This is a genomic window from [Bacillus] enclensis (assembly GCF_001456935.1).
In the GTDB taxonomy this organism is placed as follows: Bacteria; Bacillota; Bacilli; order Bacillales; family Bacillaceae_B; genus Rossellomorea; species Rossellomorea enclensis.
On record NZ_KQ758489.1, the window covers coordinates 45541 to 58909 of the forward strand.

Annotated in this window: 16 protein-coding genes; 9 read left to right on the plus strand and 7 right to left on the minus strand. The window is 46.6% G+C overall.

The annotated features are described in order from the left end of the window. Positions 1 to 322 precede the first annotated feature (322 nt). Positions 323 to 1903 (minus strand): long-chain-fatty-acid--CoA ligase, encoded by a 1581-nt coding sequence (locus AS034_RS19580; protein WP_058299846.1) that lies wholly within the window; start codon positions 1901 to 1903, stop codon positions 323 to 325. A 498-nt stretch (positions 1904 to 2401) separates the two neighbouring features. After that, positions 2402 to 4075 (minus strand): DEAD/DEAH box helicase, encoded by a 1674-nt coding sequence (locus AS034_RS19585; protein WP_244888206.1) that lies wholly within the window; start codon positions 4073 to 4075, stop codon positions 2402 to 2404. 91 nt (positions 4076 to 4166) lie between these two features. Between AS034_RS19585 and AS034_RS19590 the strand changes: the two genes are divergently transcribed. The 6 genes from AS034_RS19590 to AS034_RS19615 all read left to right on the plus strand — a co-directional run bounded on the left by AS034_RS19590 (position 4167) and on the right by AS034_RS19615 (position 8206). After that, a complete protein-coding gene (locus AS034_RS19590; protein WP_032086545.1) occupies positions 4167 to 4622 on the plus strand; it encodes a hypothetical protein in 456 nt (151 codons plus the stop codon). Positions 4623 to 4755: 133 nt separating this feature from the next. Beyond that, positions 4756 to 5292: a flavodoxin family protein gene (locus tag AS034_RS19595; protein WP_058299848.1), complete on the plus strand. Its 537-nt coding sequence runs from the start codon at positions 4756 to 4758 to the stop codon at positions 5290 to 5292. Between the two features lie 138 nt (positions 5293 to 5430). Then, on the plus strand, positions 5431 to 5718 hold the full coding sequence (locus AS034_RS19600) for a hypothetical protein (protein ID WP_032086547.1): 288 nt from the start codon (positions 5431 to 5433) through the stop codon (positions 5716 to 5718). A gap of 77 nt (positions 5719 to 5795) precedes the next feature. Then, positions 5796 to 6218 carry an organic hydroperoxide resistance protein gene (locus AS034_RS19605; RefSeq protein WP_058299849.1) on the plus strand — a complete coding sequence of 141 codons (423 nt, stop codon included), beginning with the start codon at positions 5796 to 5798 and terminating at the stop codon, positions 6216 to 6218. A gap of 122 nt (positions 6219 to 6340) precedes the next feature. Next, positions 6341 to 7528 (plus strand): NAD(P)/FAD-dependent oxidoreductase, encoded by a 1188-nt coding sequence (locus tag AS034_RS19610; RefSeq protein ID WP_058299850.1) that lies wholly within the window; start codon positions 6341 to 6343, stop codon positions 7526 to 7528. 108 nt (positions 7529 to 7636) lie between these two features. Then, on the plus strand, positions 7637 to 8206 hold the full coding sequence (locus AS034_RS19615; RefSeq protein ID WP_052011409.1) for a DUF6944 family repetitive protein: 570 nt from the start codon (positions 7637 to 7639) through the stop codon (positions 8204 to 8206). On the opposite strand, the gene AS034_RS19620 is transcribed toward AS034_RS19615, so the two are convergent. Next, on the minus strand, positions 8170 to 9147 hold the full coding sequence (locus AS034_RS19620; protein WP_058299870.1) for an LLM class flavin-dependent oxidoreductase: 978 nt from the start codon (positions 9145 to 9147) through the stop codon (positions 8170 to 8172). The two genes, AS034_RS19615 and AS034_RS19620, sit on opposite strands and share 37 nt — an antisense overlap. A gap of 136 nt (positions 9148 to 9283) precedes the next feature. On the opposite strand from AS034_RS19620, the gene AS034_RS23035 reads away from it, so the two are divergent. After that, positions 9284 to 9448, plus strand: coding sequence for a hypothetical protein (locus AS034_RS23035; RefSeq protein WP_169792821.1), 165 nt, complete (start codon positions 9284 to 9286; stop codon positions 9446 to 9448). A gap of 107 nt (positions 9449 to 9555) precedes the next feature. On the opposite strand, the gene AS034_RS19625 is transcribed toward AS034_RS23035, so the two are convergent. Beyond that, entirely contained in the window at positions 9556 to 10407 is an 852-nt protein-coding gene (locus AS034_RS19625; protein ID WP_058299851.1) for a VOC family protein, read from the minus strand. Positions 10408 to 10421: 14 nt separating this feature from the next. Further along, positions 10422 to 10832: a DoxX family protein gene (locus AS034_RS19630; protein ID WP_058299852.1), complete on the minus strand. Its 411-nt coding sequence runs from the start codon at positions 10830 to 10832 to the stop codon at positions 10422 to 10424. 158 nt (positions 10833 to 10990) lie between these two features. Between AS034_RS19630 and AS034_RS19635 the strand changes: the two genes are divergently transcribed. Then, positions 10991 to 11305: a winged helix-turn-helix transcriptional regulator gene (locus AS034_RS19635; protein ID WP_058299853.1), complete on the plus strand. Its 315-nt coding sequence runs from the start codon at positions 10991 to 10993 to the stop codon at positions 11303 to 11305. An 8-nt stretch (positions 11306 to 11313) separates the two neighbouring features. Here the strand turns inward: AS034_RS19635 and AS034_RS19640 are convergent, their stop codons facing one another. Then, entirely contained in the window at positions 11314 to 12330 is a 1017-nt protein-coding gene (locus AS034_RS19640) for a nuclease-related domain-containing protein (protein WP_058299854.1), read from the minus strand. A 360-nt stretch (positions 12331 to 12690) separates the two neighbouring features. Next, a complete protein-coding gene (locus AS034_RS22520) occupies positions 12691 to 12846 on the minus strand; it encodes a DUF1540 domain-containing protein (protein ID WP_064567422.1) in 156 nt (51 codons plus the stop codon). A gap of 207 nt (positions 12847 to 13053) precedes the next feature. Here AS034_RS22520 and AS034_RS19645 point away from each other — a divergent pair, with 207 nt between their 5' ends. Further along, the gene (locus tag AS034_RS19645; protein WP_419184996.1) at positions 13054 to 13269 is read left to right on the plus strand and encodes a hypothetical protein; all 216 of its coding nucleotides are present in this window, start codon (positions 13054 to 13056) and stop codon (positions 13267 to 13269) included. Positions 13270 to 13369: the final 100 nt, after the last annotated feature.

The window sequence follows — 13369 nt, forward strand, 5'->3', positions numbered from 1 at the left end:
ATGATGTTTCCAATGACTTTCCATAAACCGAAGCAGAATTCTCATAAACTGTCACCTTCACTATGGCTTGTCTTTTCTTTTAAAACGGTATGCCATATTGCAAGAATCCTCCTTTGATTTTTGATGTTACATTTGCTTGTTTACCATCTATTTGGAAAGATAAACATGGCGATGTGGAATAAATATTTGTATATTTCCTCGATGCCCAATAGGACGCGGCTTCCTCATCCGAAAAAATTTTTCGAATAATTTGTTTACATACACCCTCCCCCGTTTCCATATAAAAATGACGTGTGTGTACACGTCATTTTTATATTTCTATCTAATGAACCATCCGGTCCCGGTCCTTCCAAAATTCTTTCCTGATCACGACTTTTTGGATTTTTCCGGAGGCCGTCTTCGGTAGTTCCTCCGCAAAAGTAATGCCTTTTGGCGCTTTGAAATGTGCCAGCTTCTCCCGGCAGAAAGAGATGAGCTCTTCTTCAGCAAGATTGTGTCCGTCGCGGAGGACGACCACCGCGTGCGGGACTTCCCCCCATCTTTCATCCGGAACGGCAACCACCGCTGCTTCAAGGACGCCCGGATGTTCATAAAGCGCCCCCTCCACTTCGATCGAGGAGATATTTTCCCCGCCGCTGATGATGACGTCTTTCATACGATCGACAATCTCGATATAACCGTCTCCGTCGACAACCGCCATATCGCCCGTATGAAGCCACCCATCCCGGATCGCTGCATTCGTCGCTTCCGGATTTTTAAAATAGCCCTCCATGACCGTGTTCGTCCTGGTTACGATTTCTCCAATCGCTTTCCCGTCATGAGGGACCTCGTTCCCTAACTCATCTACGACCTTGACCTTGGCGCCGATCATGCTGTATCCCGCTTTGGCCTTTAACCGATACTTCTCTTCATTGGTTTTTTCCAGTTCCATGGAACGGATTGCTGAAGTGGTGATGAGGGGAGAAATCTCCGTCATCCCGTACACCTGGATGAATTCCCACTTCAGGTCCTCTTCAACTTTTCTCACAAAAGCAGGAGGAGGTGCAGAACCTGCGATGACGACCCTCAGCGGCTGATTGATGGCCGGCTTTTCAGATTCATATTGTTCAAGGATCATATTGAGGACAGTCGGGGCCATATGCATGACCGATACGCCGTGTCTCTTCACTTTTTCTAAAATAAGCTTGGGGTCGACCTTCCTCAGCATCACTTGAGTGGCACCGTTCGCCGTGTAATAAAAAGGTGAGCCCCAGCCGTTCACGTGGAACATCGGCAGCACATGAAGAAGAGTGTCCTGATCCGATACCTTAAGGTGGTGCATGCTGGACAGTGCGTGAAGATAATTTGAACGGTGCGTGAGGAGGACTCCCTTCGGATCACCGGTCGTACCGCTCGTGTACAGCAGGGAAGCGATATCCGATTCTTCAAGCGGCACCCGGTCGAATGGTTCGGTGCTGTACTTCCTCCTCCACTCGTCATATCCAGGATAATCGTCCTGAGAATCGCCGTGGATGATCACGTGTTTCAGGTTTGACACTTTCGACAGGATCGGTTGAACGAGCGGATACAATTCTTCATCCACAAACAATGCCTTACTTTCACTGTGGGTCAAAATGAATTGATAGTCCGCAGGCTTGAGACGTGTATTCAGAGGGGTCATCACTCCGCCGACTCCGTATACCCCGTAAAACCCTTCGAGCATCTCCGGCGTGTTCGGCGCGAGGTAGGCGACTTTATCCCCTTTTTTGATGCCAAGTTCCTGCAGACCCCGGGATAACTGGTTAACACGGGCATTCAGCTGTTTATATGTAAGTCTTTTTTCATCATCGATGATCGCGGTCTTATCCCCGTATTGCTCCACCGCCCGATCAAGAAAATCTGTTAACACTAAAGGTACATGCATGCTGTCATTCCATCCCCTTCCCAAATTAGTAAAGCGTTTACTTTATTTTAAAGGGAATGTGTGAAAGATATCAAGTTAGTTGTGTCAATTTTCTGATAAGTTTCAAGGGAAGTATGAGAATGTTTGGGATTGAAGCTGATTTTAGGTAAATTTGGGGATTGGAGCTATATTGCAGAGTCAATTTTTGCTGGTTTGAAGGCGGGGAGAGGGAGTAATCCAGTCAGAAAAGGGGTTGGGAGCTTATTATAAGACCCTGATAGAGTGGTAAATGGGGTTAGGAACAGGTAGAATTGGAGGAAAAATGGTAAATCTTTTAATTTCGTGTCAAAATCTTCGAATTTCATGCAATAATCTTTTAGTTTCCACCCTTAATCTTCGAATTCTCCCCATTATTCTTTCGATTCTGCGATTAATTCCGTCACTTACCAAATTAATCCATAAAACCCAACTTAAAAAGGATGGCAGCGCATTATCACGCCACCATCCTTTTTCCAATAATTAAGACCGGCCTCTTCTTCCGCCTGTTCCCTGGCTTGAGCTGCCGCTGCGCCCGCCGGATCTCCCACCGATCCCTCGTCCGCCGCCTCTGCCAGTGGATGACGACCCTCTTCCAGAAGGATTCCTGCCATCAGCTTTCGCAGTAGAACGGTTGCTTGAACCGTGTCTGGCATCAGATCTTGAAGCTGAACGCCCACCTGTTTCACTTCTGCCGTCAGACCTGCCACCCGAACGCCCACCTGTTTCACTTCTGCCGTCAGACCTGCCACCCGAACGTCCACCTGTTCCACTCCTGCCGTCAGACCTGCCACCCGAACGGTCGCTCGGCCCGCGTCTGCTGTCAGAGCCGGCAGCTGAACGTCCGCTCGAACCTCTTCCACTGCCTCTTCCAGTGGATGTCCGTCCACTGTCACGGCCGCCTGACCCTCGGCCGCCTTTCCTGCTCCGTTCCCTGCTTTCCTGGATTTTACGTTCCCTTCTATCCTTGGCACTTTCATTGTTCCCTTTACCGCGGGACGGGGATGGGTTCCCTTCAGCAGCAGGTGCCACTTCAACCACACGTCTCGGCAGCGAACGCTCGATGCCCTTTTCGATCATTTCGAGTGCCTGCTTATCCTTCAATGCCGCAAACGTGATGGCGAGTCCGTCATTTCCGGCACGCCCCGTCCGGCCAATCCGGTGGATATAACTTTCCACATCCTCCGGGATATCGTAGTTGAACACGTGCGTGACGCCTTCAACGTCAAGTCCGCGGGCCGCAACATCCGTGGCGATCAATAGTTGGATTTTGGCATCGCGGAACTTTTTCATGACGGCTTCTCTTTTCGCCTGGGAAAGGTCGCCGTGAAGCTCGTCGACAAGGAATCCCCTTGCCTTCAGATCCATGTGCAGTTTGCTTACCCGCCTCTTCGTCCGGCAGAAAATGATGCCGAGAAACGGCTGGACGTCGTGGATCGTTTGACTGAGGGCATCAAGTTTCTGACGGTCGGTCGTTTCGATGACTTCCTGCTGGATCTCCTCGACGATCTTTTCCTTTTCACGGACCTGAACGTTATGAGGGTTGTTCATATAGCGCTTCCCGATTTTCCTGATGTCCTTTGACATCGTCGCCGAGAACAAGGCGGTCTGCCTTGTGTAAGGGGTCTCGCGGATGATTGCCTCGACCTCATCGAAAAATCCGATGTGGAGCATTTGATCCGCTTCATCCAAGACAAGGAACGATACTTCCGAAAAATCGACCGTCCCGCGGCGGACGTGATCAAGGATCCGTCCCGGGGTCCCGATGACGATGTGGACCGCCTTATTTGTCAAACGCTTGATCTGTTTCTCGACGTCCTGGCCGCCGTAGACCGCCAGCACATTGATGTCTTCCTTTGATGCAGCCAGCAGCTGGTTGAGTTCAGCCGTCACCTGGATCGCCAGCTCCCTTGTCGGAGTTACGATCAGGGATTGGATGCTTTCTTTTTCTTTATCGATCTTTGCAAGCATCGGCAGCAGGAAGGCCATTGTTTTTCCCGTGCCGGTCTGTGCCTGTCCAATAACATCTTCGCCATTTAATAAAACAGGTATTGTTTCAACCTGGATCGGTGTCGGTTCTGAAATGGATTGTTCTTTTAAAGCTTCTGTGTACTTGGGCTGAATCCCCAAGGATTTGAAATCGTTCAATATGGTCACCTCTTCCCCTCATTATACCCCTATCCTTTCTATAAAAATAGGGCACTGTGCTATAATGAAAAAATCGTTGTAATAGAAATGAGGAATGAGCATGCTGACCTTCCAGGAAAAACTGGATATCATTGAAACATTCGATGAACTGACCAAAAAAGAGGTGTCTCTCAACCGGGTGAATTATCACTTTGAAGACAGCCTTTATGATAAAACGATCGTGGTTTACCACCTGCATCCGAACGGAAACGGATTTGTTTACACGGGGGACCTTCCCCAATATGAATCCAACGCGAAGGGTCTCGTGAATATCCGCGACTATACTGAAGAAGAACTCCGCAACATTATCACAGCCTCGGTCACCTATTTGTCCCAGGAAGAAGAAATCGAGCCTGCTGTCGAACAAACGTGGAAAGATTCAGAGGGGCATACCCTTCTGCTCGTGGAAGAAGACGACCGCTGGAATATCTATGCCGGTGAAAATCTTGAGGACAGCTTCGGCGGTTATGATGAAGCCGCTTTGTATTTGAGGGAAGAAGGATTCAAGATCCGATAAATAATTTTTTGAAAAAATATCCCGTCACATCAATGACGGACAACCTGCGGGGCAACCGGGTCCATTCCCCTGATTGCCCATGTGTGAATATACTGGGGATAACTGCCCAATTAAAAGAGAAGGAGAGTTTCAGATGAAAGTATTAGCGCTGCTTGGGAGTACGAGAAAAGACGGAAACTCCGAATACCTTGCGAAAAAAATCGTCGAGGGGACCGACCACACAATCGTGACGCTCGCGGATTTGGATATCAAGCCGATCGTGGATATGAGACATACGGAAGAAGGCTTCTCGCCAGTCGAAGATGATTACGAAGAACTTGTTCAACTCATCGAGGACCATGACATCCTTCTGTTTGCCACTCCGCTTTACTGGTACGGCATGAGCGGTCCGATGAAAAATTTCTTCGACCGCTGGAGTCAATACTTGCGTGATGAACGGTTCAACTTGAAAGAAGAGCTGACAAAGAAGAAAGCCTATGTCGTCATCAGCGGAGGACCGAGCGCACGCATCAAGGGGCTGCCGCTTGTGCAGCAGTTCAATTACATCTTTGAATTCGTGAATATGGAATTCGCAGACTATATAATCGGGGCCGGCGTACGTCCGGGTGAAGTGGCCACCGACCTTGCCGCGCTTGAAAAGGCCGAGCGCTGGAATGCTTTGTTCAGATAAAACAGCCCGGTTCAGCGCTGACATTTGATAAAGCTGAACACAGTTGCAGTGAAGGATGATCCATGGGGTCATCCTTTTTTGTTTATTCAGCCTTCAATTGGAAACATTATGATTATACCAACCATCCGGAGGCACATCATGAATTTACCTATCATCCATACAAACATCTGGGATGCGATCATCGCCATCCCCATCATCATACTCATCACACAGATCATCAAGCTGACTCTGAAACCCCCGGCCTTCCTGGTCCCGAATATCGCGGTCATTCTCGGACTGCTCATTTCCATATTCATCAGCCATAGGGGACATCTAGTGGTCGGGATCTTCATGGGCTTCTTTTACGGATATGCAGCGATCGGAAATTATGCTTCGTTAAAGACCACCGTCCTCGCCTATCGGAGACAGCGGGAAATCGTGGAATAAGAGCACATTGGCAGGTTTAGCTCAAACCCCAATAGTAAAAAGTAAGAGTGTTCAAATTTTCAATAGGAGTGATCAGAATGGAACCATTATATACCGCAAAAGCAACCGCTCACGGCGGCCGGAAGGGAAAGGTAAAAAGCAGCGACGGGGTATTGGAATTTGACCTGGCCATGCCAAAATCCCTCGGGGGCAGCGGGGCTGAAGGGGCCACAAACCCTGAACAGCTCTTTGCAGCAGGATATTCAGCCTGTTTCGACAGCGCCTTGAACCTCGTCGCAGGACAGGAGAAAAAGAAAATCGACTCCGAGGTCACTGCAGAAGTTTCGATTGGAAAAGATACAGACGGCGGTTTCAAACTCTCAGTCGTTCTCTCGGTTTCGGTCGGCGGAGTAGAATTGGATGAAGCGAAACAGCTCGTTGAAAAAGCGCATGATGTCTGCCCTTATTCAAAAGCGACAAGGGATAATATCGAAGTCCAACTGAATACATCCACACATTAAGACTATCCGGGAAGGCAATTCAAAGCCTTCCCTATTTTTTATTGATCCATAACGTTTCAATCCTTCTTCAAAAGGGAAATCATTAGACACAATAGAAGCTGACAGTTAGGGGATAAAGAAAAATGGAATTACATAATGGAAAATTATTTTGGCCGACCACTTATAATGATACAGAAAAAGAGTTCAATACTCATTACGATGTCGCAATCATCGGCGGGGGTATGTCCGGTGCGCTCTGTGCCTATGTGCTTTCCCGTGAAGGATTGAAAGTGGCCATCATTGAAAAAAGACAACTTGCTTCCGGGAGTTCTTCTGCAAACACCGGGCTTCTGCAATTTTCAAATGACATCATGCTCCATGAATTGATCGACGAGATCGGTGAGGAGGAGGCGGTCCGTTTTTATAAATTATGTCAGGAAGCGGTCGGCCACCTGGAAGAAGTGGCGATGACCCTGCCCGTCTCACCGGAATTCACCCGCAGGAAGAGCATCTATTATGCGAGCTCGCCGCTGCATCTGCCAAAGCTGAAAAAAGAATACAAAACTTTGAAAGAGCACGGTTTCCCGGTGGAATACTGGTCCAAAAAAGATATGAAGGAACATCTTCCGTTCTCCAAATCCGGTGCGCTGATCACCCATGGTGACGCGGAAGTGAATCCGTTCCGGTTTGTGAATGGGATCTTCGAATATTTGAAGAATCATAACACGACAGCCTTCGAAGGAACAGAGGCGATTGAAGTAAAGGAAGACGGCGAAAAAGCCATCATTGAAACGAACAAGGGGACATTGACCGCTTCTCACGTTGTGCACTCGACCGGTTATGAAACCCCTCCGCTCGGTGAAAACATCGGGACCGAAATCAATCGATCCTATGCCATCGCCACTAAGCCTGTCCATGATTTATCACAGTGGCATGAACGCGCACTCATCTGGGAAACGGACAGGCCTTATTTGTATCTTCGTACCACTGTGGATAATCGGATCATAGCCGGCGGCCTCGATGAAGACCCGGCGGAAGCTCCGCAAAACATGGAAAAAATCGAAAAACAGGGAAAAAGGATTGAAAAAGAGGTCCAGAAGATGTTCCCCGGCCTCAACGTTGAAATGGAATATGCATGGGGGGCAAGCTTCGGTGAATCCCTCGATCACCTGCCCTACATCGGGAGACATCCAGATAAAAACAGAATCTACTATTTACTAGGCTACGGCGGTAACGGAACGGTATACAGCATGCTTGGCAGCAGGATTCTGAGGGATTTGATCCTCGGACGCCCAAACAGGGATGCAGAGTTAGTGAAGCTGGACAGATAAATCATGAGGCAGGAGACCAGTTGAGTCTTCTGTCTTTTCTTTTAACGATTAACCTTCCATGCCACTTTTGTATACACTATAGGTAGCAATCAAAAGCAGGCGATGAATATGGGAAGTGAGATAAAAGCTCTTATTGGTTCCTGGACTACAGCGACCGGGACCGTCGTATCCGCGGTTTCAAATACACCTACCGAAGCTGTACAGAATGGTATTAAAATTGATCTCGATATCATCGGAAATGAACTTCAGGCGACCGGAAACTCACTGGAAGCAGACTCGGTTGATGAATGGAATCTTGAAAAAGCCGGGCTGCTGATTCAGTCTTCAGGAAACTTGACGATCGTGGCCGGTTTACTTTTTGATATGAATAAAAGAAATGAGTTGGTCGCCATCGTCAAAGGAAATCTCCTTCAGGCACTCGGCGGCAGTGCAGCCCTCTCAGAAGCTTTAGAGGGCGAAAGGACATTCATTCAACTCATGGACATTTACGGCCAGGCCCTTCAGGTAATCGGTAATTCTCTTCAGGCCATCGCCGGCATTCTTGAATTGAATGGCGAAGACAACGATGACCTGAACCTTGCAGGCAGCTGGATCCAGGCAACTGGTGCTGTCCTCGCCGCACTCTCCCTGACGAAATCCTATTATCTATCAAACAATGCCCCTGCCAGCAGCTCGTAAGATCTCATCTTGTCCTCAAAATCAGATACATTCGTAATGATCATGAATTCATCGGTCCCATAGATTTCACTGAGCAGCAGCAGCTCCTCTTTCACTTTTTCCGGAGTCCCCACAATCGCACGCCTGCGGTTCTCTCTTACTCTCTCCACTTCCCTGGAGGTGAATATCCGGCTGTCCGCTTCTTCCTTCGACGGAATGCGGGTATCGATTCCCCTTTCCACTTCCAATAACCAGATATCCTGACTTTTGGCGATTCGTTCCGCTTCCTCCTGGGTCGGTGCACATACGACGAAAATGCATACATTGCTGAGCGGGCTCTTTTGACCTGCAGAAGGCCGGAATTGATCGTGATAGTAGTCAAGCGCCTTCTTCCCGTTCGAAGGATTGATAAAGTGGCCATAAGTAAAAGCCGTACCATTCTCGGCAGCAACCCTTGCGCCCCGATGGGTGATCCCGAGAATCCATATATCCGGCGGTGTGTCTACATAAGGATAAGCCTTGACTCCCGGCTCCCCATGAAGGAAATGCTGAAGCCTTTCCACCTGCCCGGGAAACTCATTCATGCTTTTTTTCAAGCCATCCGTCAGTGCCAGGCGTGTCTCATAAGAACCGCCGGGTGAACGCCCGATCCCAAGATCAATCCTTCCCGGGAAGAGGGTCTGGAGCACCTTGAAATCCTCTGCAATTTTATAGGGGCTGTACTGAGGGAGCAGCACCCCGCCGGATCCGATTTTCATGCGGTTTGTCATAGAAGCAAGATGCGAAATCAGCACTTGCGGAGCTGAACCTGCCATGCCGTTCGTATTGTGATGCTCCGCTACCCAGAACCTGGTATAGCCCAGTTCCTCAGTGAACTTTGCAAGCCTCAAAGTCTCTTCGAATGCCGCTCCCGCATCCTGTCCCTTCGTAATGACCGATTGATCCAGCACACTCAATTTCATGATGTCCCCTCCAATAAATGATTCATATGAATAGTATCCCACCAACTGCACTTCTTTTAAAAACTTCTGCCTTGGCAGTATACTTTCCATGATTCTCTTTACACTAAACAATAAACAGAAGACAGGAGGAATGAACATGAGAAAGAGAACCCCGAACCTTTCAAAAGAAAACAATGTCGCTCCCACTTATGATGAAGAACAATCCTTCGGCGAAGACGCTACGGAAGAGGAAGTGAAGAACGGGGAAGCCACGATGGTGACCCGGCTTGTATATGATGAGGTAGATCCGAGTGAAGGATGATGAATGGTTAAAAGCCGCACCCAGCTGATGGGAGCGGCTTTTATCATTTGACTTGATGTTTTTATCGTTAGTTACTGTCTCGTCAGTATATCCAGCAGCTTCTCAATTTAAATCGTTAAATACATCTTGTTGCCTGAAGGGTCTTCTGTAGAGATTGTGCCGTCCTGGCCGGTTTCCACTTGATATCCGAGGGTTTTCAAGCGGGATGCGGCTGCATCCCTCTCATCCTGACTCGGAAAATGAACATTGAACGACTGCAGACCAACGCTGTTTTCCGCAGGTTTCGGCGCACCGGTCCCGTTCCATGTATTCAAGCCGATATGATGGTGATAGTGTCCGGTGGAAAGGAACAGCGCCTGATTCCCCAGGGCTGATACGACTTCAAACCCAAGCCCTTTTGTGTAAAAATCGGCTGTTTCATTGAGGTCGGCAGCATGCATATGAAGATGACCCATCACCGTTTTCGAAGGCAGCCCTGTCCATTGCTCTCCTTCTCCTTCAGCTAAAATGGCCCTGGCATCAATCGGATCGACTGCCATTTCCACCTGTCCTCCCTTCCACGTCCAAGTGGAATGCGGCTTATCCCAATAAATCTCTATCCCATTTCCGTCCGGATCATTCAAATAAAGTGCTTCACTCACCAGATGATCCGATGACCCCAACGGAATATTCAATTGGGCGAAATGATGTAAAATTCTTCCTAGATCCGCTCTTTCCGGCAATAAGATGGCAAAATGGTAAAGGCCTGTCGTTCTTGGCTGCTTTGGGATGACATTTTCCGGTTGCACGATCGTAAGCAGTGGTGTTTGACCGTCAGCAGTCAACTGTACTTTATTTTGTGATTGCTCCATCACTTTGAAGCCTATGACCTCCTGATAAAAATCCAGTGAACGTTGGAGGTTTTCTACTTTAATGGTTACTTCACTAACATGTGTATGTGGGTATTGGTGAAAATTCATTTTAATAGCTCCTCTCAAGATTGACTTGCATTTGTTTGAAACAGCTTGGAGTCCAGTGAAAAAGACGCCGTTTTAACAAGGATGAAGTATACAGACATTGCCAGAAGTGCAAAGTCGAGCTCATAGCCCGCCCCCTGACCATTTCCCAGGAATCCTCCCGCAAGCTTCACTTTAGCGATTGCTCCTAACATAATGAAGGCAAACAGAACTGCCGTCACTCTTGTACCAAAACCGAGTATCATCGCGACTCCGCCGATCAACTCAATCAGCGCAACCACATATGCGGCAAATCCCGGAAGTCCCAAACTCTCAAAGAACCCCGCTGTATTTTCTATACCTCCTTGAAACTTCACAAAACCATGAACGAAAAACGTCAAACCTAATGCAATCCTTAAAATAAGTGCCCCTAGTTGATGAGTATGCATCTTTGCTTCTTCCTTTCTTTTTGGATATAATGTAATAAAGTTAGTTGGTTACTTTATGTAACTAATATTAATTTAGTAACAAGTTTTTGTCAAGTAACTAATTTATAGTTTATTAGTAATTGTGGTATAATAAAGGTACAAACAAAGGAGTGGTAATGATGAATACATCTGAAATTTGCCCGCGTTTCGAAAAAGCGATCGGCATCCTGAGCCAGCGCTGGACTGCCCTCATTATCTATCAGCTGCTTTCCGGACCGCAGCGGAACTGCACCATCAAGGACGGCATCGGCATAAGCGGAAGGCTCTTATCTGAACGCCTCAAGGAACTTGAGCAAGAAGGCATCGTCGAACGCAAAGTCTATCCGGAAACCCCGGTAAGAATCGAATACTCCCTTACTGAAAAAGGATATTCGTTGGAACCGCTGATGAAAAACATTGAAAAATGGTCGCAGGAATGGATTGAGAAGGATTGAAGGACTCGTCACTTGGTGGTGGCGGGTTTTTTGTTTGAGTTTGTGGGGACGTTTTGTTTGGTGAGTTGGGTGAGGTCGTAGGTGGTGGATTTTTTGGTGCCGGTGGTTGGTAGGTTGAGGGATTTGAGGATTCTTAAGGAAACATGTCTTGAACTAATATTCAAAAATCTCTTAAGCTCTTTATTTGTTAGTTCCGGCCCTAACAATAATTCATAGTCGATTAATGCTCTGAGGTGGCCCTGTTTATCACTATGTTGACATTTTGAACAGTACCTGGAACCGTGCATCCTAATTAGTGGTCTAAAATTGCAGATTTCACATATTACTCCCGTCAGTATTTCTTCCCCTGTAATCTTGTACCTTTCTAAAATTGAAGGGTCTGATTCTTCATGCTTTTTCTTAATTATTCTAATGAATTTTTTAAATTCTTTTTCGCTGTATGCTTCCTTGTGAACAGAGTTTGTAAGTTGATTAATCCTTGTGGGAAGTATTTGTTTGTGAATTACTTTATCAGACAGGAATTTATGATTAGAGGAAGTTTTTATAAGTGTTTTGTCATTACTTATCACTACAAGACTGTGGATAGGAATACGCGGAAGATTATTTTTCTCGATCCATCTTTTTAGTTGCCGTTCTTGCCGGCTTATTTGAACAAGCGGGTCTGGATAAGAATTCTCTTGACCATCTTTTAGTTGGATTAATTGATTGAATACCTGATCAAAATAAATTGTACCTGCTAAGTTCTTCACCTCAAGAATCAGGATGAGCTTGCGTGAGAGGACGAGCGTATCAATTTGAAAGTATTTACCATCCACCTCTAACCTGACTCCATGCAACAGGACATATTCCTGCGCATCTAAGAACCCTAAAACATAATCTAAGGACACTTCCCCTCTATAACCAGCCAGCCTTTTATTCCAATCTTCTTTTATGTGGGTGATTTTTACGTTAAGAGGATTAAGCCTTCCATGCAAGGCTTCCAGCTTGAGAATAATACGGGGAATTTTACGTTCATTTACATTCATATCATCACTCCAATACAGATTATAACTAACAGATTCTCTATAGAAGCGTGATTTCCCTTTAAAATTTTCCAATCAATTCTCATTAGAAGCGGTTGTGCTCGAAAAAAGAGTTTTATGCTCGAAATCTTTAAACTTTTGCTCGAATCCAACACATTTGCGCTCGATATTCTATCTATATGCTCGAATTGTCCAATCCTACATAATTTTCAACATAATTCGCCCCAACCCTCTCATTTTTACGAACCACCTGAATAAGAATGACAATCATTATCAATACTATATAAAAACAGGCAGCCACTCCAATGGCTGCCTGCCGGAACTCCATTCGCGAAAGTAGTCCCATATCTCAATCGTATTAAATTACATACCAGGTTCAAATGTCTTACAATCCGTTTCTTCGCTGTTGTGGGCTTTGTTCCCCTTGTGGCTCACGACGAAGATTTGGTCGGCTCCGCATTTCTTGCCTTCTTTGTTGTATTTGCAGTTGCTTACTTCACATAGTACATCTTGTGCCATGTTTCTTCACCTCCTCAGTTATCTTTAGAATTCACTAAATTTCATCTGTTCATACCTCGGGGTGTTAGAATCCCTATACCCTGTTCTTTGCTATCATAACCATTCCGATTCCGCCATATAATCAGAAAAAGATACGAATATGACAAAGGGGGATTCAGATTGGAGCAAAGACGTTTGTATCATGTGCAGAACCTTGCATTTGAGATCATGGATGAAATGAATGCCGGCGGTGAACTTGAACGCAGAGTCGATTTGAAACATGTCGTGGACCACCTATCCAGGGCCATCGGCAGCCTTGCCGATCCATCCGGGACCTTTTCACTTGATTATGTCGAGGAAAGAATCGCGGCAGCCCACTATTCCGTTTTTAAAAATGAAAAGAAGCTCTCATGCTTGAAGATTAAATCGCCAGCCGTTAAATAAAATCACCTGCCCAGCCACTAAACGGTTTGGGCTTTTTTAATTAAAGGCTGCTTTCTAAAAATTTGTTGCTTTTGGTAAATTGGCTGGCAGCCTGAATGTT

Coding starts and splice junctions, on each gene's coding strand:
- AS034_RS19625 (WP_058299851.1), bottom strand. CDS start 10,407: ATGAATTTTCACCAATACCCACATACACATGTTAGTGAAGTAACCATT.
- AS034_RS19635 (WP_058299853.1), top strand. CDS start 10,991: ATGAATACATCTGAAATTTGCCCGCGTTTCGAAAAAGCGATCGGCATC.
- AS034_RS19630 (WP_058299852.1), bottom strand. CDS start 10,832: ATGCATACTCATCAACTAGGGGCACTTATTTTAAGGATTGCATTAGGT.
- AS034_RS19645 (WP_419184996.1), top strand. CDS start 13,054: ATGGATGAAATGAATGCCGGCGGTGAACTTGAACGCAGAGTCGATTTG.
- AS034_RS19620 (WP_058299870.1), bottom strand. CDS start 9,147: ATGAAATTGAGTGTGCTGGATCAATCGGTCATTACGAAGGGACAGGAT.
- AS034_RS19580 (WP_058299846.1), bottom strand. CDS start 1,903: ATGCATGTACCTTTAGTGTTAACAGATTTTCTTGATCGGGCGGTGGAG.
- AS034_RS22520 (WP_064567422.1), bottom strand. CDS start 12,846: ATGGCACAAGATGTACTATGTGAAGTAAGCAACTGCAAATACAACAAA.
- AS034_RS19615 (WP_052011409.1), top strand. CDS start 7,637: ATGGGAAGTGAGATAAAAGCTCTTATTGGTTCCTGGACTACAGCGACC.
- AS034_RS19610 (WP_058299850.1), top strand. CDS start 6,341: ATGGAATTACATAATGGAAAATTATTTTGGCCGACCACTTATAATGAT.
- AS034_RS19590 (WP_032086545.1), top strand. CDS start 4,167: ATGCTGACCTTCCAGGAAAAACTGGATATCATTGAAACATTCGATGAA.
- AS034_RS19595 (WP_058299848.1), top strand. CDS start 4,756: ATGAAAGTATTAGCGCTGCTTGGGAGTACGAGAAAAGACGGAAACTCC.
- AS034_RS19605 (WP_058299849.1), top strand. CDS start 5,796: ATGGAACCATTATATACCGCAAAAGCAACCGCTCACGGCGGCCGGAAG.
- AS034_RS23035 (WP_169792821.1), top strand. CDS start 9,284: ATGAGAAAGAGAACCCCGAACCTTTCAAAAGAAAACAATGTCGCTCCC.
- AS034_RS19600 (WP_032086547.1), top strand. CDS start 5,431: ATGAATTTACCTATCATCCATACAAACATCTGGGATGCGATCATCGCC.
- AS034_RS19640 (WP_058299854.1), bottom strand. CDS start 12,330: ATGAATGTAAATGAACGTAAAATTCCCCGTATTATTCTCAAGCTGGAA.